Raw genomic sequence first — 15,964 nt, 5'->3', positions numbered from 1 at the left:
ATATGTTGGGTTTTACAAGAGGTGGCTCAGTCGCAGGCAGGGTCAGCCCGGGAGTCTGCGCCGGGTGGCTGGCGCCTTAAGGTTGCCGGCTCCGGTGCCGGCAATCAGTCCGGAGCCTGACAGTCCGGCAGCCTGCCCTGGTTACGGGCCGCCAGCCACTGACTCTCAGCCTGGCCGAGCAATCGGTTCAGGTCGGCAATCCGGGTAGCCGGCGCCGGGTGGGTGGAGAGCAGCTCCGGCGGCCTGGCACCGCCGGCGGCTGACATGTTGTACCAGAGGTTGATGCTCTCCTGGGGATCGAAGCCGGCTCTGGCCATCAGCAGGATGCCGATCTGATCCGCTTCGCTTTCCTGAACCCGATTGAAAGGCAGGAAAAACCCCAGGTTGGCCCCGAAATCGATCAGTTGCAGGGTGCCCTCGGAAACACCTGCCTGCTGGACTGCCGCCAGACCGATATTCCGCAGAGCCGCCTGGCTGGCGCGCTCATTGCTATGGCGTGCCAGCACGTGGCCCACTTCATGGGCCATCACCGCGGCCAGCTGATGCTGATTGGTCGCGACATTCAGCAGGCCGGAGAACACGCCCATTTTGCCACCAGGCAGGGCAAACGCGTTGGCCTGCTCATTGTCGAAAACGGTAACCTCCCAGACGTCATTGCCCCGCTCCTGGCTCGACAGAGCGTCCACGATAGCATCGGTCACGCAGTGTACGTAACGGGTCTGGCGGGAATCCGTTGTGACCGGCAGCTCCTCCAGCATCTGCTGGTAAGTGGAGGTGCCCTGGTTGGTCATGAAGTCATCTGAATAGAGAACCATCTGCCGACGTGAGGTCGGGGAACTGGTGCAGCCGGTCAGAAGCAGGGAGCAGGCAAGGGCGACAAAGGTAAGCGGGTGTAACGGGGATCGTGACATTTCTCACAGACACTCAGGCTGGTTGATCCTCAATAGTACGGGCATTTTACTCAGGGTCCAAGGTCCGGTTCTGCCGGCCAGACGGGTCGCTTTGCACAGGGCCAACCGGACCAGGCGCCGCAGATTCAGGATTTATCTGCGGTTGTCCTGCCTTGCGTGCCCGCTATCTGTTCCAGACCGGCTGCCAGCCCGGAAAATTCACTGAAATTCTGCTGCGGCCGCCCCATGGTAGGCCTTCGCCAGGAAATCTGGTGAAATGTCCGGGCTAGAAATTGCAGACCGAGGGGTCCAGTTCCACGCGGGTTTCGGTCCCGGAGCCATTCTGAAAGATTTCATAGCAGCGACCGCTCAGATCCCGCAACAGTCGGGTTTGCGGCACGGCGGAGCTGCTCACCGGTGTGCGCCGGATTACACGGGTCGACTGAGTCGGCACATAGACCCGCTCAGGCGTGCGGTATTGGGACGAAGCGATGCCGTGGCCCAGAACCGAACCCAGTACCAGGCCGCCCAGCAATGCTCCGCTGTCGAAGCGGTCATGGCGATAGCTCCGGCCGACGGACAGATTCCAGTAGCTGCCGCCGCGGAATGGGCTACCGAAAGCGCCGGCGTAAGGCCCCCGGTAAGGTCCATAATAAGGCCGATAGGCGCCTACGAAATGGCGATTGAAATGGCGCGGTGCCCGATTCCGATAGAAGCCGTTACCACGAAAACGGTCGGCGCGAACGTACCCGTAGTCAGCGTGCCGGTCATTACCGTACCAGCGCCGGTTGTCGGCACTGGCATTCGGCGCCAGAGCCAGAAGGCTCAGGATGCCAGTCAGAATCACCAGATATTTCATGTGCTGCTCCCGAAAATTCTGCTATCAGGCCGGATTCAGCGGCCTGAAGTCTTATTTGCAGTCTGATAGGACAGTCTAATCGCCCAGGATTAACTCAAGCTGAACAAGGCTCCGGCGCCGCAGAATCCAGTGCAGTTAAAGGTGAAGCATTGTCCCGCGTGGAGGAGTCTTCAGTGTTTGTCGTCAGTCAGATCCTGCCGCAATATTTCTCCCAGCGCCCGGGTGGCCGGTCCGGCAATTTCACGGTTGGCGAACATCAGGTACAGGGGCAGCGTGCGGTCATATCCACCCCGTAATCTGATTTCACGGAGACTGCCGTCTGCCAGGTCTTTCTCTACCCAGTTGCGGGGCAGAAAGCCGAACGCCAGCCCGGTTTTGATGACACTGATGCTGCTGGAGAAATGGCTGACCGTCCAGCGCTGTTCCGATTCCAGCCAGCCGGAGTCACGTTCGGAGCGCTTGCCCGAATCCCGCAAAACCACCTGACGGTGCGAGCGCAGTTCCATTTCATCGATTGCTGAGTCCTGAAAAACAGGGTGGGCCGGCGCGGCGACGGGAATCATACGCACGGTGCGCACGGGCAGGCCGGAGAAACCCACTGGTACCGATGCGCCTATCACCAGGTCCGCCTGATTTTCCAGCAGTGCTTCCAGGGTGCCGGACAGGCTGGTTTCCAGTATACGCACCCGGGTATGGGGGAAACGCCGTGAGAAACTCTCCAGTGAGCAGGCCAGCTGGCTGATCTCCAGCAGTACGTCCAGGGCCAGGGTGACTTCCGCTTCAAACTCTACCGCCATGGAATGAGCAACCGCCTCCATGGTTTGTGCCTGCCTGATCAGCTGGCTTGCGTAGCGATATAACACTTCCCCCTCGGCAGTCAGCTCCGCCTTGCGGCCCTTGATTTCCAGAACCGGCCTGGGCAACTGATCGTTCAGGCGGCTGACAGCGTAACTGAGGGAGGACTGACTCTTGTTGAGGTGCTCTGCGGCCCGGGCATAAGTGCCGCAGTCCACCACGGTTTTAAAGGTCAGCCACCATTCAAGGGGTATGCGGGGCAGCCTGTTGGAGAAATCCCTGGTGTAATTCATCGGGTAACTGCCCTCCGTCGGCTCGGTGTCCCTGGCTAAAGCATCTAAATATTCGATTTAATGCAGCCAAAATATCGAAACATAGTTCAATAAACAAGATATATAGTAGCGCTTAATCCAATCCAGACGGATGTAGAGGAGTAGTGTAATGAGTAAGGTATTAGTTCTGAAGTCCAGTATTCTGGGTGATAACAGTGTCTCCAATGACCTGGTCGACCAGTTTGTGGCGCAGTTGAACGACGGGAATGACGGCATCGAAGTCAGCATCCGGGATCTGTCTCTGAACCCCGTGCCGCCCCTGGATCAGGAAAAGCTTACCGCGCTGATGACCGACGCGGCACAGCGGGACGCGCGGCAGCAGGCTCTGGTGGACTATGCTGACCGGCTGATCACCGAGTTACAGGAGGCTGATCTGCTGGTGATCGGAGCGCCCATGTACAATTTCACTATCCCCGCGGGTCTTAAGTCCTGGCTGGATCACGTGGCCCGGGCCGGGGTGACCTTCCGTTACACAGAAAACGGCGCCCAGGGACTGTTGCGCAACAAACAGGTGGTTGTCGTAACGTCCATGGGCGGACATCATCTGCCCGGCGAATCCGATCATCTGCGCCCCTATCTGAAGACCATGCTCAATTTCCTGGGTCTGGAGCAGATCAGTTTCGTGGCTGCAGCGGGCCTCAACCTGGGCGATGGACCGCGTCAGCAGGCGTTGCAACAGGCTCAACAGCGGCTCCAGGAAGTAGTCCGGCAGGTAGCGGCCGCACTGCCGGGTAGCGACCGGGAGCGGGTGGCCGCATGAGCACGGAGACAAAAACGGTGAGGCAGGTCGAGGAAGTCATTCAGGCGAGCCCCGCGTCGGATGGTGACGGGGTAAAACTGTTGCGTGTCTTTGGCGGTCAGAATCTGGCGCGCTTCGACCCTTTCCTGATGCTCGATGAGTTTGGCTCCTATGAGCCCCGAGACTACATCGGCGGTTTCCCGCCCCATCCTCATCGGGGTTTTGAAACGGTGACCTACATGCTGGAAGGCAAGATGGAGCACCGGGATCATATGGACAATGTCGGACTGCTGGATGCCGGCGACGTGCAGTGGATGAAGGCTGGAGCCGGCGTCATTCACTCGGAGATGCCAAGGCAGGAAGAGGGCCGTATGCGCGGGTTTCAGCTCTGGCTGAATCTTCCGGCGGCGGAAAAGATGACACCTGCTACCTATTCGGACATTCCGGCGGCAGAGATTCCAGCCTATATGCTCGATGGAGTCACTATCAAGGCAATAGCCGGTTCGGTTTCGGTCAACGGTCATGAGATCAGAGGTTTTGTCAGAGATCGCAGTACCGATCCCACCTACCTGGATATCGCCGCCGATGGTCCGGGAGCGGACCTGCATGTTGCTGTGCCAGACGGTCATACGGTGCTGGTGTACGTTTACGAGGGCCGCGCAGCCATCGGGGAACGGCAGACCGGCATCAGCGCCCAGCAACTGGCCAGGTTATCCGGGGCGGGCGCGGTGCAGCTGCACATGGACGCTGAAAGCCGTGCCCTGCTGATTGCGGGTAAACCGATCGGCGAACCAGTCGTTCATTACGGACCTTTTGTAATGAATAGTCGGGAAGAGATCGAGCAGGCCATCTCCGACTACAACAGTGGTCGATTGGTCAGTTAATCCACTTAGAGGGTTTATAGCTTGGTTCACTGCTGTCCCACAGAGTGCTTAACCTGTCCAAAAAGGCCCCTGGATCGCAATCGTGGCACTGAGCATCGGCGCGGGGGAATCCAGCGACGGAGCGATCAAAACGCAGCACCGACTGACCGAGGGAGACCGTTTTTTGGGCTCCCGACCGAGGGAGGGAATCCCGGAGGGATGCAAGTTGCCCAGGAGTGGATTCCCCCGCGCCGATGCGGTCCCGAACCATTCACACTCGATGGTTTATTGGCCACGCAGCAACTTCACGTTCATGTCTGACACAGATCCCGACTAGTACAAATAGTTGGATTCAGGCCGTGTCAGGCCCTTCGGCCACGATTTTGTGGGACAGCAATGAGCTTGGTTCAAGAGATGCCGGATACGGTGGTAACCTGGCATCTCCTGATCGTTAGCAAAACCCCAGTCGTACAATTTCTTACATAGTGTTCCAAAAAAGGTGAGCCTGGTTTATCCGGGATCCCGGCTTCCCTGCTGGTAACCGGGCTGCCGCGCCCACCTGGATCGTCCCCGTCGCGTCTTACTCCTCTCAGAACTCTACTCAGAACTCTGCTCCGAAAAGGCGACACCGGCTGACAGTTGATTGTCACGACTGCATTAACCATAATGCAGTCCTGGCGATTAAACCGCTGCTCAGCCAGTGCATCGTGGCAATAAAAATAAGTATCCTCTTATTCATTACTAGAACGTTCTGCGGAAATTAACAGCCTGTCAAGCAGTTGTTTCGAGAATCAGAGGTTCCGAATATCCGATAATTCGAGAGTTCCCAAGGTATCAGCAACATGATCTACGACAATATCCTCCAGACAATCGGTAATACCCCGGTGGTTAAGCTGCAACGGCTGGGTCCGGCCGATCAGAATATCTACGCCAAGCTTGAAGCCTTTAATCCTCTCTCGTCGGTCAAGGATAGACTGGCTATCGCAATTATCCAGGACGCAGAACGGCGCGGTGAATTAAAGCCCGGTCAAACCGTGGTGGAGGCTACCTCCGGCAACACCGGTATCGCGCTGGCAATGGTCTGCGCTGCCAAGGGCTATCCTTTTGTTGCAACCATGGTGGAAACTTTTTCCATCGAGCGCCGCAAGATCATGAAAGCCCTGGGTGCCAAGGTGATTCTTACCCCTGCCGCGGAACGGGGCAGCGGCATGGTAAAGCGAGCGGAAGAGCTGGCCAGGGAGCATGGCTGGTTTCTTGCCAGACAGTTTGAGAACCCGGCTAACCCGGCCTATCATCGCAACACTACCGGGCCGGAAATTCTGCGGGATTTCGCCGGCCGTGAGCTGGACTATTTTGTGTCCGGATGGGGCACCGGCGGCACCATGACCGGTACCGGGCAGATGATCAAACTGGCTCGCCCGGAAACCAGAATCATTGTCACCGAACCTGAAAACGCGGCCTTGTTGAGCGGCAAAGAATGGCAACCGCACAAGATTCAGGGCTGGACACCGGACTTCATTCCCAAGGTGCTGGATCCAACAGTAGCAGACGAGTTGGTGTTGGTTTCTGATGAGGAATCGATTGCCACGGCCAGAAAGCTGGCGACCCAGGAAGGTATTTTCTGCGGCATTTCCGCCGGCGGCACTATGGCGGCCGCCTTGAAGGTGGCGGCGAAGGCACCGTCGGGCAGTACCTTCGTGGTCATGCTGGCGGATACGGGAGAAAGGTATCTCTCCTCACCACTGTTTGCGGATATCACTGAGGAGTCAGACGATGCCTGGCTGGCTTCATTGCAATAGAAGGCATGTCTGAAGCAGATACCCCGGGAAGGCAATTTCGAACTGACAGTTCTGCAATGGTACCGCTACAAAGGAGGCGCTGCTTGCTGCAGGCTGATTCAGGGCGTATTCAACAGAGCCGGTAAGTCGGCGATTGAATCGATGACAGCATTGGGAGAAACCTCCGAACGCCGCGCCAGTTCTTCCCGGTATTTGCCGGTCTTAACCAGTACGGCTTTCAGGCCGGCTGCCTGTGCGCCGCCCACGTCGTTCTCGATGTCGTCCCCTACAACCAGCACCTGCTCCGGTCTCAGACCCAGAGTTGCTACTGCCAGATGGAAGAAATCCTGACTCGGTTTGCCGATGATCGCCGCCTGCTTGCCGGTGACGAACTCCAGGCCTGCCACGAAAGCACCTATATCCATTTGCAGACCTTGCTCGGTCTGCCAGTATTTGTTCATGTGCATGGCAATCAGCTCGGCGCCTTCCATCAATTCATTGAAGACCTGGTTGAGTAACTGGTAATCCCAGGCAGCGCCTATATCGCCGACCACCACGTAGTCAGGTTTGGCCGGCTGCTGGGGGAACTGCGCAAATTCTGCCTTGACCGAATCCCGTATCAGCAGATGCAGGGACGGAGTGCCCGCCCGGGCCAGGTAGTCCCTGGTGGCACTGACGGCACTGAAAATCTGCCCGGCTTCAATGTCGAAGCCCATGTTACGGAGTTTGTCTGCCAGGTCGGCAGCTGTTCTGGTGGACGTGTTGGTAATGAATCTGAATGGGATATCCCGGTCTTTCAACCACTGGAGGGTTTCCCTGGCTCCAGTAATTGCCCGGTCACCCACATAAAGAACGCCATCCAGGTCAAACAGGATGCCCTTGACTGTTTCCGGTTCCAGATTGGTTAGCAATTGCCTTATCCTCGCAGATCTCGGCTGACTTATTCAGACCAATTTCAAATTTACCAATTCACCTCATTGCTGTCCCACAAAATCGTGGCCGAAGGGCCTGACACGGCCTGAATCCAACTATTTGTCCTAGTCGGGATCTGTGTCAGACATGAACGTGAAGTTGCTGCGTGGCCAGTAAACCATCGAGTGTGAATGTATCGGGACCGCATCGGCGCGGGGGAATCCACTCCTGGGCAACTTGCATCCCTCCGGGATTCCCTCCCTCGGTCGGGAGCCCAAAAAACGGTCTCCCTCGGTCAGTCGGTGCTGCGTTTTGATCGCTCCGTCGCTGGATTCCCCCGCGCCGATGCTCAGTGCCACCATTGCGATCCAGGGGCCTTTTTGGACAGGTTAAGCACTCTGTGGGACAGCAGTGAATTCACCTGTTCATTCTGGGGAGATTTTCGCTTCAACCTCAGGTACAGAGCAGCGGCACCTGCTCAGTGGCTTCCTGATTCTAAGAAGACCAGATAGACAGCTGTCTTATTTCCCTTTCCTTTGTTTTTCCCTTAGCGCAGAGAATCCCCAACCTGGGTCCGGCAGTGGATATCTACCCGGTGGGGTTGGTAGTCAGATGATCCGACTGAAAAGGGCAAGCAGCGCCAGTCCGGTGAGAGCAAGCAGCATCAGATAGCTGGCCTGAAACAGGCGCTTTCGCACTTTAACGACATTCCTGCCGAGGTGAGACCAGGCGTGAGCCACCCGGAGCAGTGCATAAGCCAGTGCGACAGACTGGGCAACAGGTGAGGCGGCTTCCAGCAGCCAGAGAATAATCACCAGTACATAAAAAAGCAGGGGCGTTTCAAACTGGTTGCGGATGTTGTTGTTAATCTTCTGCACGCTTTCCGGCCAGGCGTCGTCGTGCAGGGCGCGGCGGTCCTGATTCACTTCTCCACGCTTTACCGCCTCTTCCTTAACCTGTCCGAGTCTGTAATAAACGAAAAGGGTCAGGACTACCTGTATGAGCAGGGGTAAGAAAATCAGATCCTGGTTCATGAACAGTTTCCTCGTGGGGCATAGTGGGTCAGTGAACGGGGAAGTCGAAATAGCGGTCCGGGAAGGGCTCCTGATCGAGGGTGTAGTGCCACCATTCCTGGGCATAGTTGCTGAAGCCTGCCGAACCCATCAGGGTACGCAGCAGGTCCCGGTTCTGCCGGATCTGACCAGTGAACACCGGGTTGTCGGTGTGTGACAGTTCATCGAAGCAATCATAGCCCGTTCCCATATCGAGGCTGTTGTCCGGGTAGCGTCGAGTCTGGTCCAGTCGACAGTCGTAGCGGCTGGCGTCCGGGTCGCTTGCTGGCTGGCGCGTATCGATCGGTACCAGGGTCAGGTCTACCGTGCTGCCGCGGCTGTGGCCCGAGCGTTCGGCGATATAGCCGCGCGAGAATAATTCCTGTTTCGGCACGGCGGGGTAGAAGCGGTGTTTCTGAACTGTATCATCCAGATCTGCCGCCCAGCCGACGAAGTCATTGACCGCCTGCTGCGGGCGGTAACAGTCATAGACCTTCAGCGCATAGCCCAATGTCTGCGCCTGAACCTGAGCCTGTTGCAGCGCCCGGGCTGCCGCTTCGGTCAGTATACAGGCAGGTGCCAGGTATCCTTGCACCGGGCGGCCGAGGAAATTGTTGGCGGTAGAGTAGCGGATATCCAGCTGAATCGTACTGTCGATGTCGGCTACCGACACGAAACCGTCCGGCAGGCTCTGTTCAGCATTCGGGTTCCCGCAGCCGGCGAGGCCAAGGGTCAGCAGCAACAGCAGGCGTTCCTGTCCCATCAGGCCAGTTTCTGCATACAGTCGCGGGTGAATTCGATGATTTCCTCTTCGCGCCCGGCTTTGATCTTGTTGGCCCAGGCCGGATCGGACAGCAGCGCCCGGCCAACCGCAACCAGATCGAATTCGCCCCTCTCCATTCGCTCGATCAGCGCGCCGATATCGGACTTGTGGGTTTCCTGACCGCCAAAGGTACGCAGGAAATCGCTGTCGAGACCGACGCTGCCTACCGTGATGGCGGGCAGGCCCGAGAGCTTCCTGGTCCAGCCGGCCAGGTTCAGGCTGGAGCCTTCAAATTCAGGGTCGTTGAAGCGCCGGGTACTGCAGTGAAAGATATCCACGCCGGCTTCGACCAGCGGCTGCAGGAAGGATTCCAGTTCTTCGGGGGATGCCGCCATCTTGTGGTTATAGTCGCCACTTTTCCACTGGGAAAAACGGAACACAATGGGAAAGTCTTCCGGCACCGCAGCCCGCATGGCCGTCACGATCTCCACCGCGAAGCGGGTACGCTGCGCCAGGTTGCCACCGTATTTGTCCTGCCGCTGGTTGGTTGCCGACCAGAAGAACTGATCGATAAGGTAGCTGTGGGCACCATGAATCTCAAGGCCGTCGAAACCGTTAGCAACCGCATCCGCTGCAGCTTTTCCATAAGCAGCCACGCAGTCGTCGATGTCCTGCTGGCTCATGGCCTCGGGCACCTCGGCTCCTGGCGGCGCTTCGCCCTGGGACAGGTGAAACGGGTGCATGACCGCGGAGGGGCCGACAATGGCCTCGTCAGGGTCCGGCCCCAAGCCTTTCTTGCGGATACTCCCCACATGCCAGATCTGGGGGATGATGAAACCGCCGGCGGCGTGCACTTCGTCGACCACCCGGCGCCAGCCGGCCAGTGCGTCGCCATGAAAGTTCGGTACATCAGGGTAGCCGTGTGCGCCTTTGAATTCGGGGTGTGTTCCCTCGGTGACAATCAGCCCCGTGCCCCCTTCGGCGCGACGCCGGTAGTAGGCGGCCACGTCCGGTCCGGGAATGTTGCCGGGTGACATGCTGCGCGTCATGGGCGCCATCACCAGGCGATTGGGCAGGGTAACTTTCCCGAACGGAAAAGGGCGGAATAACACATCCACGTTGTGTGTCGCAGGGTCGCTCATGTCAGTTGGAACTCCAGGCAATGGTTTACCGGATCGGGCCGGGTAAAGGACGGCATTATAACCGGTTCAGCCGTTGTGAGGGTCTGCCGCGCGCCACTGCGTGATTGTCGTACCTGGCAGGGGAGTGACCATTCCCTGCATATAGCGCCTGGCAGTAGCGCTCGACAGAGTCCAGCGTAACTAATCAGGGATTCCCTGGTTAAGGAACCAGGATTGTTTTCAGAAGGCTCTTTTCCTGCCGGTCATTCCCGCGACTGATAAACCCCGAAATGCACGAACGGCGCCGAGGCCCGCTGACCGGGCCGCACGTTTTCCGGTACCTGGTGCCGTACCGGGGGCAGACTTTTCAGGTACATGGCGATGGCCTGGGCATCCTCCTCGACGATATTGGCATAGGCCGGCCAGGGCATAACCGGAATGGTCTGGCTGCCGTGTTCGTTCACCCCGAGGCGGATCATCCGCACCAGATCGGCCAGGCTCTGACTGCCGATGCCGGTCTCCGGGTCCGGTGTCAGGTTTGAGGCATACAGCACTCCGGGGCGGGCCGTGGCCAGTGGATTGGAATAGGCGATGCCCACCGAGGAACCGGCCAGCTCCCGCCCCGTGACCGGGGCGCCAACCAGGGCGCCATCGGTATGACAGCTGCCGCAGCCCAGCAGTCCCACCAGGTACTTGCCGCGCTCGACCAGTTCCACCGGGTAACTGCCGGGCTCCGGCTCCGGCGTGGCGAGAATGGTTGCCGGGTCCAGCTGCTCATAGTCGTCCAGGGGGTTGTAGTAGCTGGCGCAGGCTGCCAGCAACAGGGCGCCGCCGCTGAGCATCAGCCGGGAAAAAACGGAAAGATTCTGCTGCATACCTGCCTCCGGAGGATTACCGCGCAAGGGGATACTTTAACGGATTGGTTGTCAGGATACATGGAATTTGTGTCGGCTTTGGGATGAGAGGCTGGTGTGTTCAGCTAAGCAGGGAGCCAGGTCAAATAGCCTTCCTCTCACAACTGGCGGGCAGGCAGGAATGCTGTCAATGCCATGTCCGGTCAGGAGGCCAGCTTTCTTGCCGCCGGCGCTGGAGCGGTTTGGTCTATTGTGGCTTCCTGCCGCTGTTCTGGCGGACGCGGAAAACTATCTGACACAGGCTGTGGCGCTGGAGCCATCATGCTGGATGGCCTGGAATGTCCCGGGGGCAATCGCTGACCTGTTGTCCCGCTTTGATGAGGCACGTGAAAACTTCGAGCGGGCCCTCGCAATCCTTCCCGGTCGTCCCAAGGTGCTGGCTGGTCTTGGCTGGTCAAGATTGCTCACGGACGACCTCGAAGAGACAGAGAGACTGCTCCGAAGTGCCGTGGAACTGGCGCCGGACTCAGTGACCACCCAGAGTAACCTAGCCTTTTGTATTGCGCTGCAGGGCCGATATGAAGAGGCAATAGCCCTTTATGAAGTCTGGGATGATCGATCGGTTGCCGCCAACAGCGTGGGTTACGCGGCGCGCCTTCGGAATGATCACTCGGCGGCGAGGAAATACTTGTCAATGGTGCTGGAACTACAACCGAACTACTATAGAAAAGCGGCAAACGATCTGGCCGGGATTGACCCATGACAGCCATGCACGAACTTTGGATTGCAGATATGGCCCTGAACTTGCATCATTTTTTGTTGGCGTGGTCAGTGGCCACTATTAACAAGCGTCAAACAAGCCGTCCGGAAACCCCAATAAAGACTGATAGAGGCGCTAACAATGATTCCCGGTGGTGGGCATGAACGGTGTGTTTGAGACGATTCAACATCTGGTGAGAGGGGAATCTGTGTCGGATTCTTATGCAGAAGTCATTGATATTCTGACCTGTCTGCGGGACAGTCGCAGCGCTATTTCCGTACAGTTCGCAGGGGATAGCCATTTCTATCCCAGCATCGTCACGGCGCTGAGCCCTCAGCATCGCGTCATGACCATCAAGGATTCCATTCCAGCCGCGCCACCCGCCCTAGTCAAAGATAACCCGGTGATCATCAAAGCCGCCATGCGGAGTCGGGAACTGGTTTTTGAGAGTCGCTTCATCGAACCCCTGGCGCAGGACGTCAGTCTTGGCTATCAGGTCACAATCCCAGAGAAGCTGGGCACTGCAACGCCCAGGCAGGCCTTTCGGGTACTGCTGGACGAGATCAGAAACCGGGTAAGAATTACTTTGCAGGGGCCTGAGAACCAGGAGATCGATGGCACCGTCCGGGATATTTCCCGGCTGGGAATCGGTGTGAAAACAGAGTCGGAGCTGCCGCGTTTCTTGAGCCAGTTTTTCCCCGACGGAGACCAGACGGTTGGCTGTCAGATAGAGCTGGATCCTCAGAATAAGATCTCCTGCCGGATGGAAATCCGCAATATCCATGCAGTGTCTTCCGATACGCACGCGACTCTGATCGGAGGTCGCATTCTCGAGATTACCCAGAAGGACAATAATCTGCTGGCCAACTTTGTGGCCCAGCTGAAGCGGGAGCAGCTCCGCGCTTATGTCTGAGAGCAGTCAATTGCCCGCGACGCCGATGGCGCAATTACCCTCTTTTCTGTGTCAGAAAATTTATCATTGGTGAGCTATCCCTAGGCCTGCCGCAACTCGCTGGCGCCGCTTGAGTTATTGCGGATTCTGGCTGAAAGTGCGCATCGCCGGCGTCAGCTAATTTTACATATAGGGGATATCAGCCAGAATCAAACCGAGTGAGGTCAGGGTGAAAACCCTGGCCCGTCACCCGCTCACAATCCCTTAAGAAAACTCAGGATCTCCCTGTTGGTGGCCTCCGGCAGTTCTTGCTGAATCCAGTGCCCGGCGTCAGGCAGCAGCGTCACTCCGCGAAGGTCATTGGCGACCCGGCTGATGCCGGCGGTTACTTTTTCCTGACTGGCACCGGCGATCACCATGTCTTTCTCACCGGCAATGAAAAGAACGGGAATATCAATGCTGGCGCCCTGCAACTGGGGGGTGATCTCCCAGTTGCGATGGAAATTGCGGTAATAATTGATACCGCCGCGGAATCCTGCCTGTTCGAACTGGGACACGTAATAATCAAGGTCTTCTCTGGTCAGCCAGTCGGGTAGCCCCTTCGGTGCGCCCAGGCGGGGTATCCAGCCACCGGCTGAACGGTGCCGGTCAGTTACTTCCGGTGCTTCCCGCGGTGAATCCGGCGACAGGTAGAGGCGACTGAGCAGGCCTTCGGGATCGGCGTCATACTCCGCTTCGGCCACGCCGGATTCCTGGTGGTAGAGAATATAGTAGAAATTGTCACCAAAAGTTTCCTGCCAGCTCGCCAGCGGTGATTTGGATGGCCGGCCCGTAAAAGGCACGCTCAATGCCACCAGGGCGGTAAAGCGCTCCGGGTGCAGCAGCACGCTGTACCAGGCTACGATGGCGCCCCAGTCATGCCCGATAATAATCGCCTGTTGCTCACCGTAAGCGTCGATCAGGCCGACCATGTCACCGGCCAGGTGTTCGATATCGTACTGATCCACGGCCAGTGGGGCATCGGTTTGTCCGTAGCCTCGCATGTCGGGCGCTACAACCCGATAGCCCGCCGCCGCGAGGGCCGGCATTTGATGGCGCCAGGAGTACCATGATTCTGGCCAGCCATGGGCGAGAATGATCAGAGGGCCACGTTCGCCCATTTCGGCTACCCGCATGCGGATGCCATTGGTTTCAATATGACGGAAATTGATGTCTTCCGGCAGGGACTGGTTGCTCATGGTTCTCTCCTCCTTAGCCTGTGCCGCTGCCATGGCGGTCAGGGCTGATAGTAGCGCCAAGGTGGCGCACACAAGGGCTGTTATTCTGCCCATGGGGCTGCCTGATCCTGCTTTGCGATGATTGATTCACACCAGTGGTTCCTGAATAATCCCAAGTTTGCCACCTGAAGGGCATCGGGTACAGATATGACGACTCACAAACGCAGGCGGCTTTTCATTGGGCTGGCCTATCAGCCGGGCGAGCGCGTCAGCGGTGTGTTGGAGAGTCTGCGGGTGCTTGCCGCCAGCCCGGGGGCCGGTGTGCGGCCCGTAGCGCCGGAGAATCTGCATATTACGCTGAAATTCCTCGGTATGATCCCGGAATCCGATATCCCTCTGTTGAGTCAGGTCATGGATCAGGCGCTGGCAGCCGAGGCCGGTCTGGAATTGCGGCTCGCGGGGATAGGGTATTTCAAGCAGGCCATCTGGCTGGGTGTAGAACCGGACGCCAGGCTTGACGCCCTGGTCACCCGGCTCAACCGGTTTCTCGCCGTTGTGGGTTGCCAGCCGGACAACAAGCCCTTTGTACCGCATCTCACCGTGGCACGGCTGCGCCCCGATCATCGGGTAGACTTGTCTGCCCTGCGGGAGCAGTATGCGGACCGGGAGTGGGAGGGGCTGCAAGCGGGAGCGGTTAATCTCTATGAATCCAGGACTTTGCCTGACGGTGTCCGTTACGAGGTGCTGCACTCGGTTTCCCTGCTGCGCTGAGGCAGTTTCTGCTCCGGCGTTGTTGGAATTCACTTATTCAGAACGGCTAAACTACACTCATTTCACCTGGCTGGGGGCAAAAATGACCTCCAGCAGCGATAATCAAAATAGTGTGAACAGGCCCTGGTATCCCAGGCGTCCAGAAGAACCTGCACACGCTTCAGCGCCAGAGAGGCGAGCCACCCATGGATGAATTACAGGAAATCCGCAACAGCGTTGTCCGCCTTTGCCGGGAGTTCCCCAATGCCTACTGGCGTGAACTGGACCGCAGCCGCGGCTACCCGGATCAGTTCATTCAGGTGCTGACGGACGCTGGCTTTCTGTCGGTGCTTATTCCCGAGGAGTATGGCGGTTCCGGCATGGGCGTGGCGACGGCCGGTGTCATTCTGGAGGAGATATCCCGTTCCGGTGGTCACCCCGGCGCCTTTCATGCCCAGATGTATACCATGGGTACCTTGCTGCGACATGGCTCGGCGCAACAGAAGCAACACTACCTGCCAGAGATTGCCAGTGGCCGGCTCAGGCTTCAGGCCTTCGGCGTCACGGAACCGGCGGCCGGCACCGATACTACGTCTATCAATACCTTTGCCGAGAAGCGCGGCGATCACTACGTGGTAAATGGCCAGAAGATCTGGATCAGTCGGGCAGCCCATTCCGATCTGTTACTGCTGCTCGCGCGCACCAGACCATTGCAGGAAGTGACGAAGAAGACCGATGGACTGAGCGTGTTTCTGGTGGATATGCGCGAGGTGCGCGAGCGGGGTCTGACTGTCAGACCGATCGAAACGATGATGAATCATCACACCACCGAGCTGTTTTTTGAGGACATGAAAATCCCGGCCGATTCCCTTGTCGGTGAAGAGCACAAGGGGTTTCGCTACATTCTGGATGGCATGAACGCCGAGCGGATCCTGATTGCCTATGAATGCATCGGAGACTGTAAATTTTTCATCGAGCGCGCCAGTGCCTATGCTTCAAACCGGGAGGTTTTCGGGCGGGCTATCGGCATGAACCAGGGAGTCCAGTTTCCCATCGCGCGGTCCTACGCCAACATGCGGGCCGCAGAACTGATGACCTGGAAAGCGGCTGAGCTGTTTGACCGTGAAGAGCGCTGTGGCGCGGAGGCCAATATGGCCAAGCTGCTTGCCTCCGAGGCCTCCTGGGAGGCCGGTGATGTCTGTGTGCAGACTCATGGGGGCTATGGCTTTGCACGGGAATTCGATATCGAGAGAAAGCTGCGGGAGACCCGGCTTTATCAGGTTGCGCCAATCTCCACCAACCTGATCCTCTCGTACCTGAGTGAGCATGTGCTCGGCATGCCGCGGTCTTATTAACGAAACCCCGATTCATTCCGCAGAGCAACACG

16 protein-coding genes are annotated in these 15,964 nt (G+C 58.0%); 7 read left to right on the top strand and 9 right to left on the bottom strand.

Features of this window, described 5'->3' with window-relative positions; translation table 11 throughout:
• Positions 1-104: 104 nt before the first annotated feature.
• From R3F50_03805 to R3F50_03795, 3 genes are all read right to left on the bottom strand, one after another.
• Positions 105-911, bottom strand: a complete 807-nt coding sequence (locus tag R3F50_03805) for a M48 family metallopeptidase (GenBank protein ID MEZ5489428.1) — start codon at positions 909-911, stop codon at positions 105-107.
• Between the two features lie 265 nt (positions 912-1,176).
• The gene (locus tag R3F50_03800) at positions 1,177-1,749 is read right to left on the bottom strand and encodes a hypothetical protein (protein ID MEZ5489427.1); all 573 of its coding nucleotides are present in this window, start codon (positions 1,747-1,749) and stop codon (positions 1,177-1,179) included.
• A gap of 170 nt (positions 1,750-1,919) precedes the next feature.
• Positions 1,920-2,837 carry a LysR family transcriptional regulator gene (locus R3F50_03795; protein MEZ5489426.1) on the bottom strand — a complete coding sequence of 306 codons (918 nt, stop codon included), beginning with the start codon at positions 2,835-2,837 and terminating at the stop codon, positions 1,920-1,922.
• 148 nt (positions 2,838-2,985) lie between these two features.
• Here R3F50_03795 and R3F50_03790 point away from each other — a divergent pair, with 148 nt between their 5' ends.
• The 3 genes from R3F50_03790 (at position 2,986) to cysK (ending at position 6,277) form a co-directional block, all read left to right on the top strand.
• Entirely contained in the window at positions 2,986-3,636 is a 651-nt protein-coding gene (locus tag R3F50_03790) for an NAD(P)H-dependent oxidoreductase (protein ID MEZ5489425.1), read from the top strand.
• Positions 3,633-4,499 (top strand): pirin family protein, encoded by an 867-nt coding sequence (locus tag R3F50_03785; protein ID MEZ5489424.1) that lies wholly within the window; start codon positions 3,633-3,635, stop codon positions 4,497-4,499. The genes R3F50_03790 and R3F50_03785 overlap by 4 nt, the downstream gene beginning before the upstream one ends.
• 821 nt (positions 4,500-5,320) lie before the next feature.
• Positions 5,321-6,277 carry a cysteine synthase A gene (cysK, locus tag R3F50_03780; GenBank protein MEZ5489423.1) on the top strand — a complete coding sequence of 319 codons (957 nt, stop codon included), beginning with the start codon at positions 5,321-5,323 and terminating at the stop codon, positions 6,275-6,277.
• A 98-nt stretch (positions 6,278-6,375) separates the two neighbouring features.
• On the opposite strand, the gene R3F50_03775 is transcribed toward cysK, so the two are convergent.
• The 5 genes from R3F50_03775 to R3F50_03755 form a co-directional block, all read right to left on the bottom strand.
• Positions 6,376-7,167 (bottom strand): TIGR01458 family HAD-type hydrolase, encoded by a 792-nt coding sequence (locus R3F50_03775; protein MEZ5489422.1) that lies wholly within the window; start codon positions 7,165-7,167, stop codon positions 6,376-6,378.
• A gap of 609 nt (positions 7,168-7,776) precedes the next feature.
• Entirely contained in the window at positions 7,777-8,202 is a 426-nt protein-coding gene (locus R3F50_03770) for an MAPEG family protein (GenBank protein MEZ5489421.1), read from the bottom strand.
• A gap of 28 nt (positions 8,203-8,230) precedes the next feature.
• Positions 8,231-8,983, bottom strand: coding sequence for a M15 family metallopeptidase (locus R3F50_03765; protein ID MEZ5489420.1), 753 nt, complete (start codon positions 8,981-8,983; stop codon positions 8,231-8,233).
• Positions 8,983-10,125: an NADH:flavin oxidoreductase gene (locus R3F50_03760; GenBank protein ID MEZ5489419.1), complete on the bottom strand. Its 1,143-nt coding sequence runs from the start codon at positions 10,123-10,125 to the stop codon at positions 8,983-8,985. Before R3F50_03760 ends, R3F50_03765 begins: the two co-directional genes overlap by 1 nt.
• 242 nt (positions 10,126-10,367) lie before the next feature.
• On the bottom strand, positions 10,368-10,979 hold the full coding sequence (locus R3F50_03755) for a cytochrome C (GenBank protein MEZ5489418.1): 612 nt from the start codon (positions 10,977-10,979) through the stop codon (positions 10,368-10,370).
• Positions 10,980-11,178: 199 nt separating this feature from the next.
• On the opposite strand from R3F50_03755, the gene R3F50_03750 reads away from it, so the two are divergent.
• Positions 11,179-11,721 (top strand): tetratricopeptide repeat protein, encoded by a 543-nt coding sequence (locus tag R3F50_03750; GenBank protein ID MEZ5489417.1) that lies wholly within the window; start codon positions 11,179-11,181, stop codon positions 11,719-11,721.
• A 157-nt stretch (positions 11,722-11,878) separates the two neighbouring features.
• The gene (locus R3F50_03745; GenBank protein ID MEZ5489416.1) at positions 11,879-12,631 is read left to right on the top strand and encodes a PilZ domain-containing protein; all 753 of its coding nucleotides are present in this window, start codon (positions 11,879-11,881) and stop codon (positions 12,629-12,631) included.
• 233 nt (positions 12,632-12,864) lie between these two features.
• Here R3F50_03745 and R3F50_03740 read toward each other — a convergent pair whose 3' ends face one another.
• Positions 12,865-13,941, bottom strand: coding sequence for an alpha/beta hydrolase (locus R3F50_03740; GenBank protein MEZ5489415.1), 1,077 nt, complete (start codon positions 13,939-13,941; stop codon positions 12,865-12,867).
• A gap of 93 nt (positions 13,942-14,034) precedes the next feature.
• Here R3F50_03740 and thpR point away from each other — a divergent pair, with 93 nt between their 5' ends.
• Both thpR and R3F50_03730 read left to right on the top strand, forming a co-directional pair.
• A complete protein-coding gene (gene thpR, locus R3F50_03735; protein MEZ5489414.1) occupies positions 14,035-14,598 on the top strand; it encodes an RNA 2',3'-cyclic phosphodiesterase in 564 nt (187 codons plus the stop codon).
• A 185-nt stretch (positions 14,599-14,783) separates the two neighbouring features.
• Positions 14,784-15,932 carry an acyl-CoA dehydrogenase family protein gene (locus tag R3F50_03730; GenBank protein MEZ5489413.1) on the top strand — a complete coding sequence of 383 codons (1,149 nt, stop codon included), beginning with the start codon at positions 14,784-14,786 and terminating at the stop codon, positions 15,930-15,932.
• Positions 15,933-15,964: the final 32 nt, after the last annotated feature.

This window comes from Gammaproteobacteria bacterium, from assembly GCA_041395725.1.
Taxonomy (GTDB): domain Bacteria; phylum Pseudomonadota; class Gammaproteobacteria; order Pseudomonadales; family Pseudohongiellaceae; genus NORP240.
This window is presented reverse-complemented; position numbering and strand designations above follow the sequence as displayed.

Coding starts and splice junctions, on each gene's coding strand:
- R3F50_03805 (MEZ5489428.1), bottom strand. CDS start 911: ATGTCACGATCCCCGTTACACCCGCTTACCTTTGTCGCCCTTGCCTGC.
- R3F50_03800 (MEZ5489427.1), bottom strand. CDS start 1,749: ATGAAATATCTGGTGATTCTGACTGGCATCCTGAGCCTTCTGGCTCTG.
- R3F50_03795 (MEZ5489426.1), bottom strand. CDS start 2,837: ATGAATTACACCAGGGATTTCTCCAACAGGCTGCCCCGCATACCCCTT.
- R3F50_03790 (MEZ5489425.1), top strand. CDS start 2,986: ATGAGTAAGGTATTAGTTCTGAAGTCCAGTATTCTGGGTGATAACAGT.
- R3F50_03785 (MEZ5489424.1), top strand. CDS start 3,633: ATGAGCACGGAGACAAAAACGGTGAGGCAGGTCGAGGAAGTCATTCAG.
- cysK (MEZ5489423.1), top strand. CDS start 5,321: ATGATCTACGACAATATCCTCCAGACAATCGGTAATACCCCGGTGGTT.
- R3F50_03770 (MEZ5489421.1), bottom strand. CDS start 8,202: ATGAACCAGGATCTGATTTTCTTACCCCTGCTCATACAGGTAGTCCTG.
- R3F50_03765 (MEZ5489420.1), bottom strand. CDS start 8,983: ATGGGACAGGAACGCCTGCTGTTGCTGCTGACCCTTGGCCTCGCCGGC.
- R3F50_03760 (MEZ5489419.1), bottom strand. CDS start 10,125: ATGAGCGACCCTGCGACACACAACGTGGATGTGTTATTCCGCCCTTTT.
- R3F50_03755 (MEZ5489418.1), bottom strand. CDS start 10,979: ATGCAGCAGAATCTTTCCGTTTTTTCCCGGCTGATGCTCAGCGGCGGC.
- R3F50_03745 (MEZ5489416.1), top strand. CDS start 11,879: ATGAACGGTGTGTTTGAGACGATTCAACATCTGGTGAGAGGGGAATCT.
- R3F50_03740 (MEZ5489415.1), bottom strand. CDS start 13,941: ATGGGCAGAATAACAGCCCTTGTGTGCGCCACCTTGGCGCTACTATCA.
- thpR (MEZ5489414.1), top strand. CDS start 14,035: ATGACGACTCACAAACGCAGGCGGCTTTTCATTGGGCTGGCCTATCAG.
- R3F50_03730 (MEZ5489413.1), top strand. CDS start 14,784: ATGGATGAATTACAGGAAATCCGCAACAGCGTTGTCCGCCTTTGCCGG.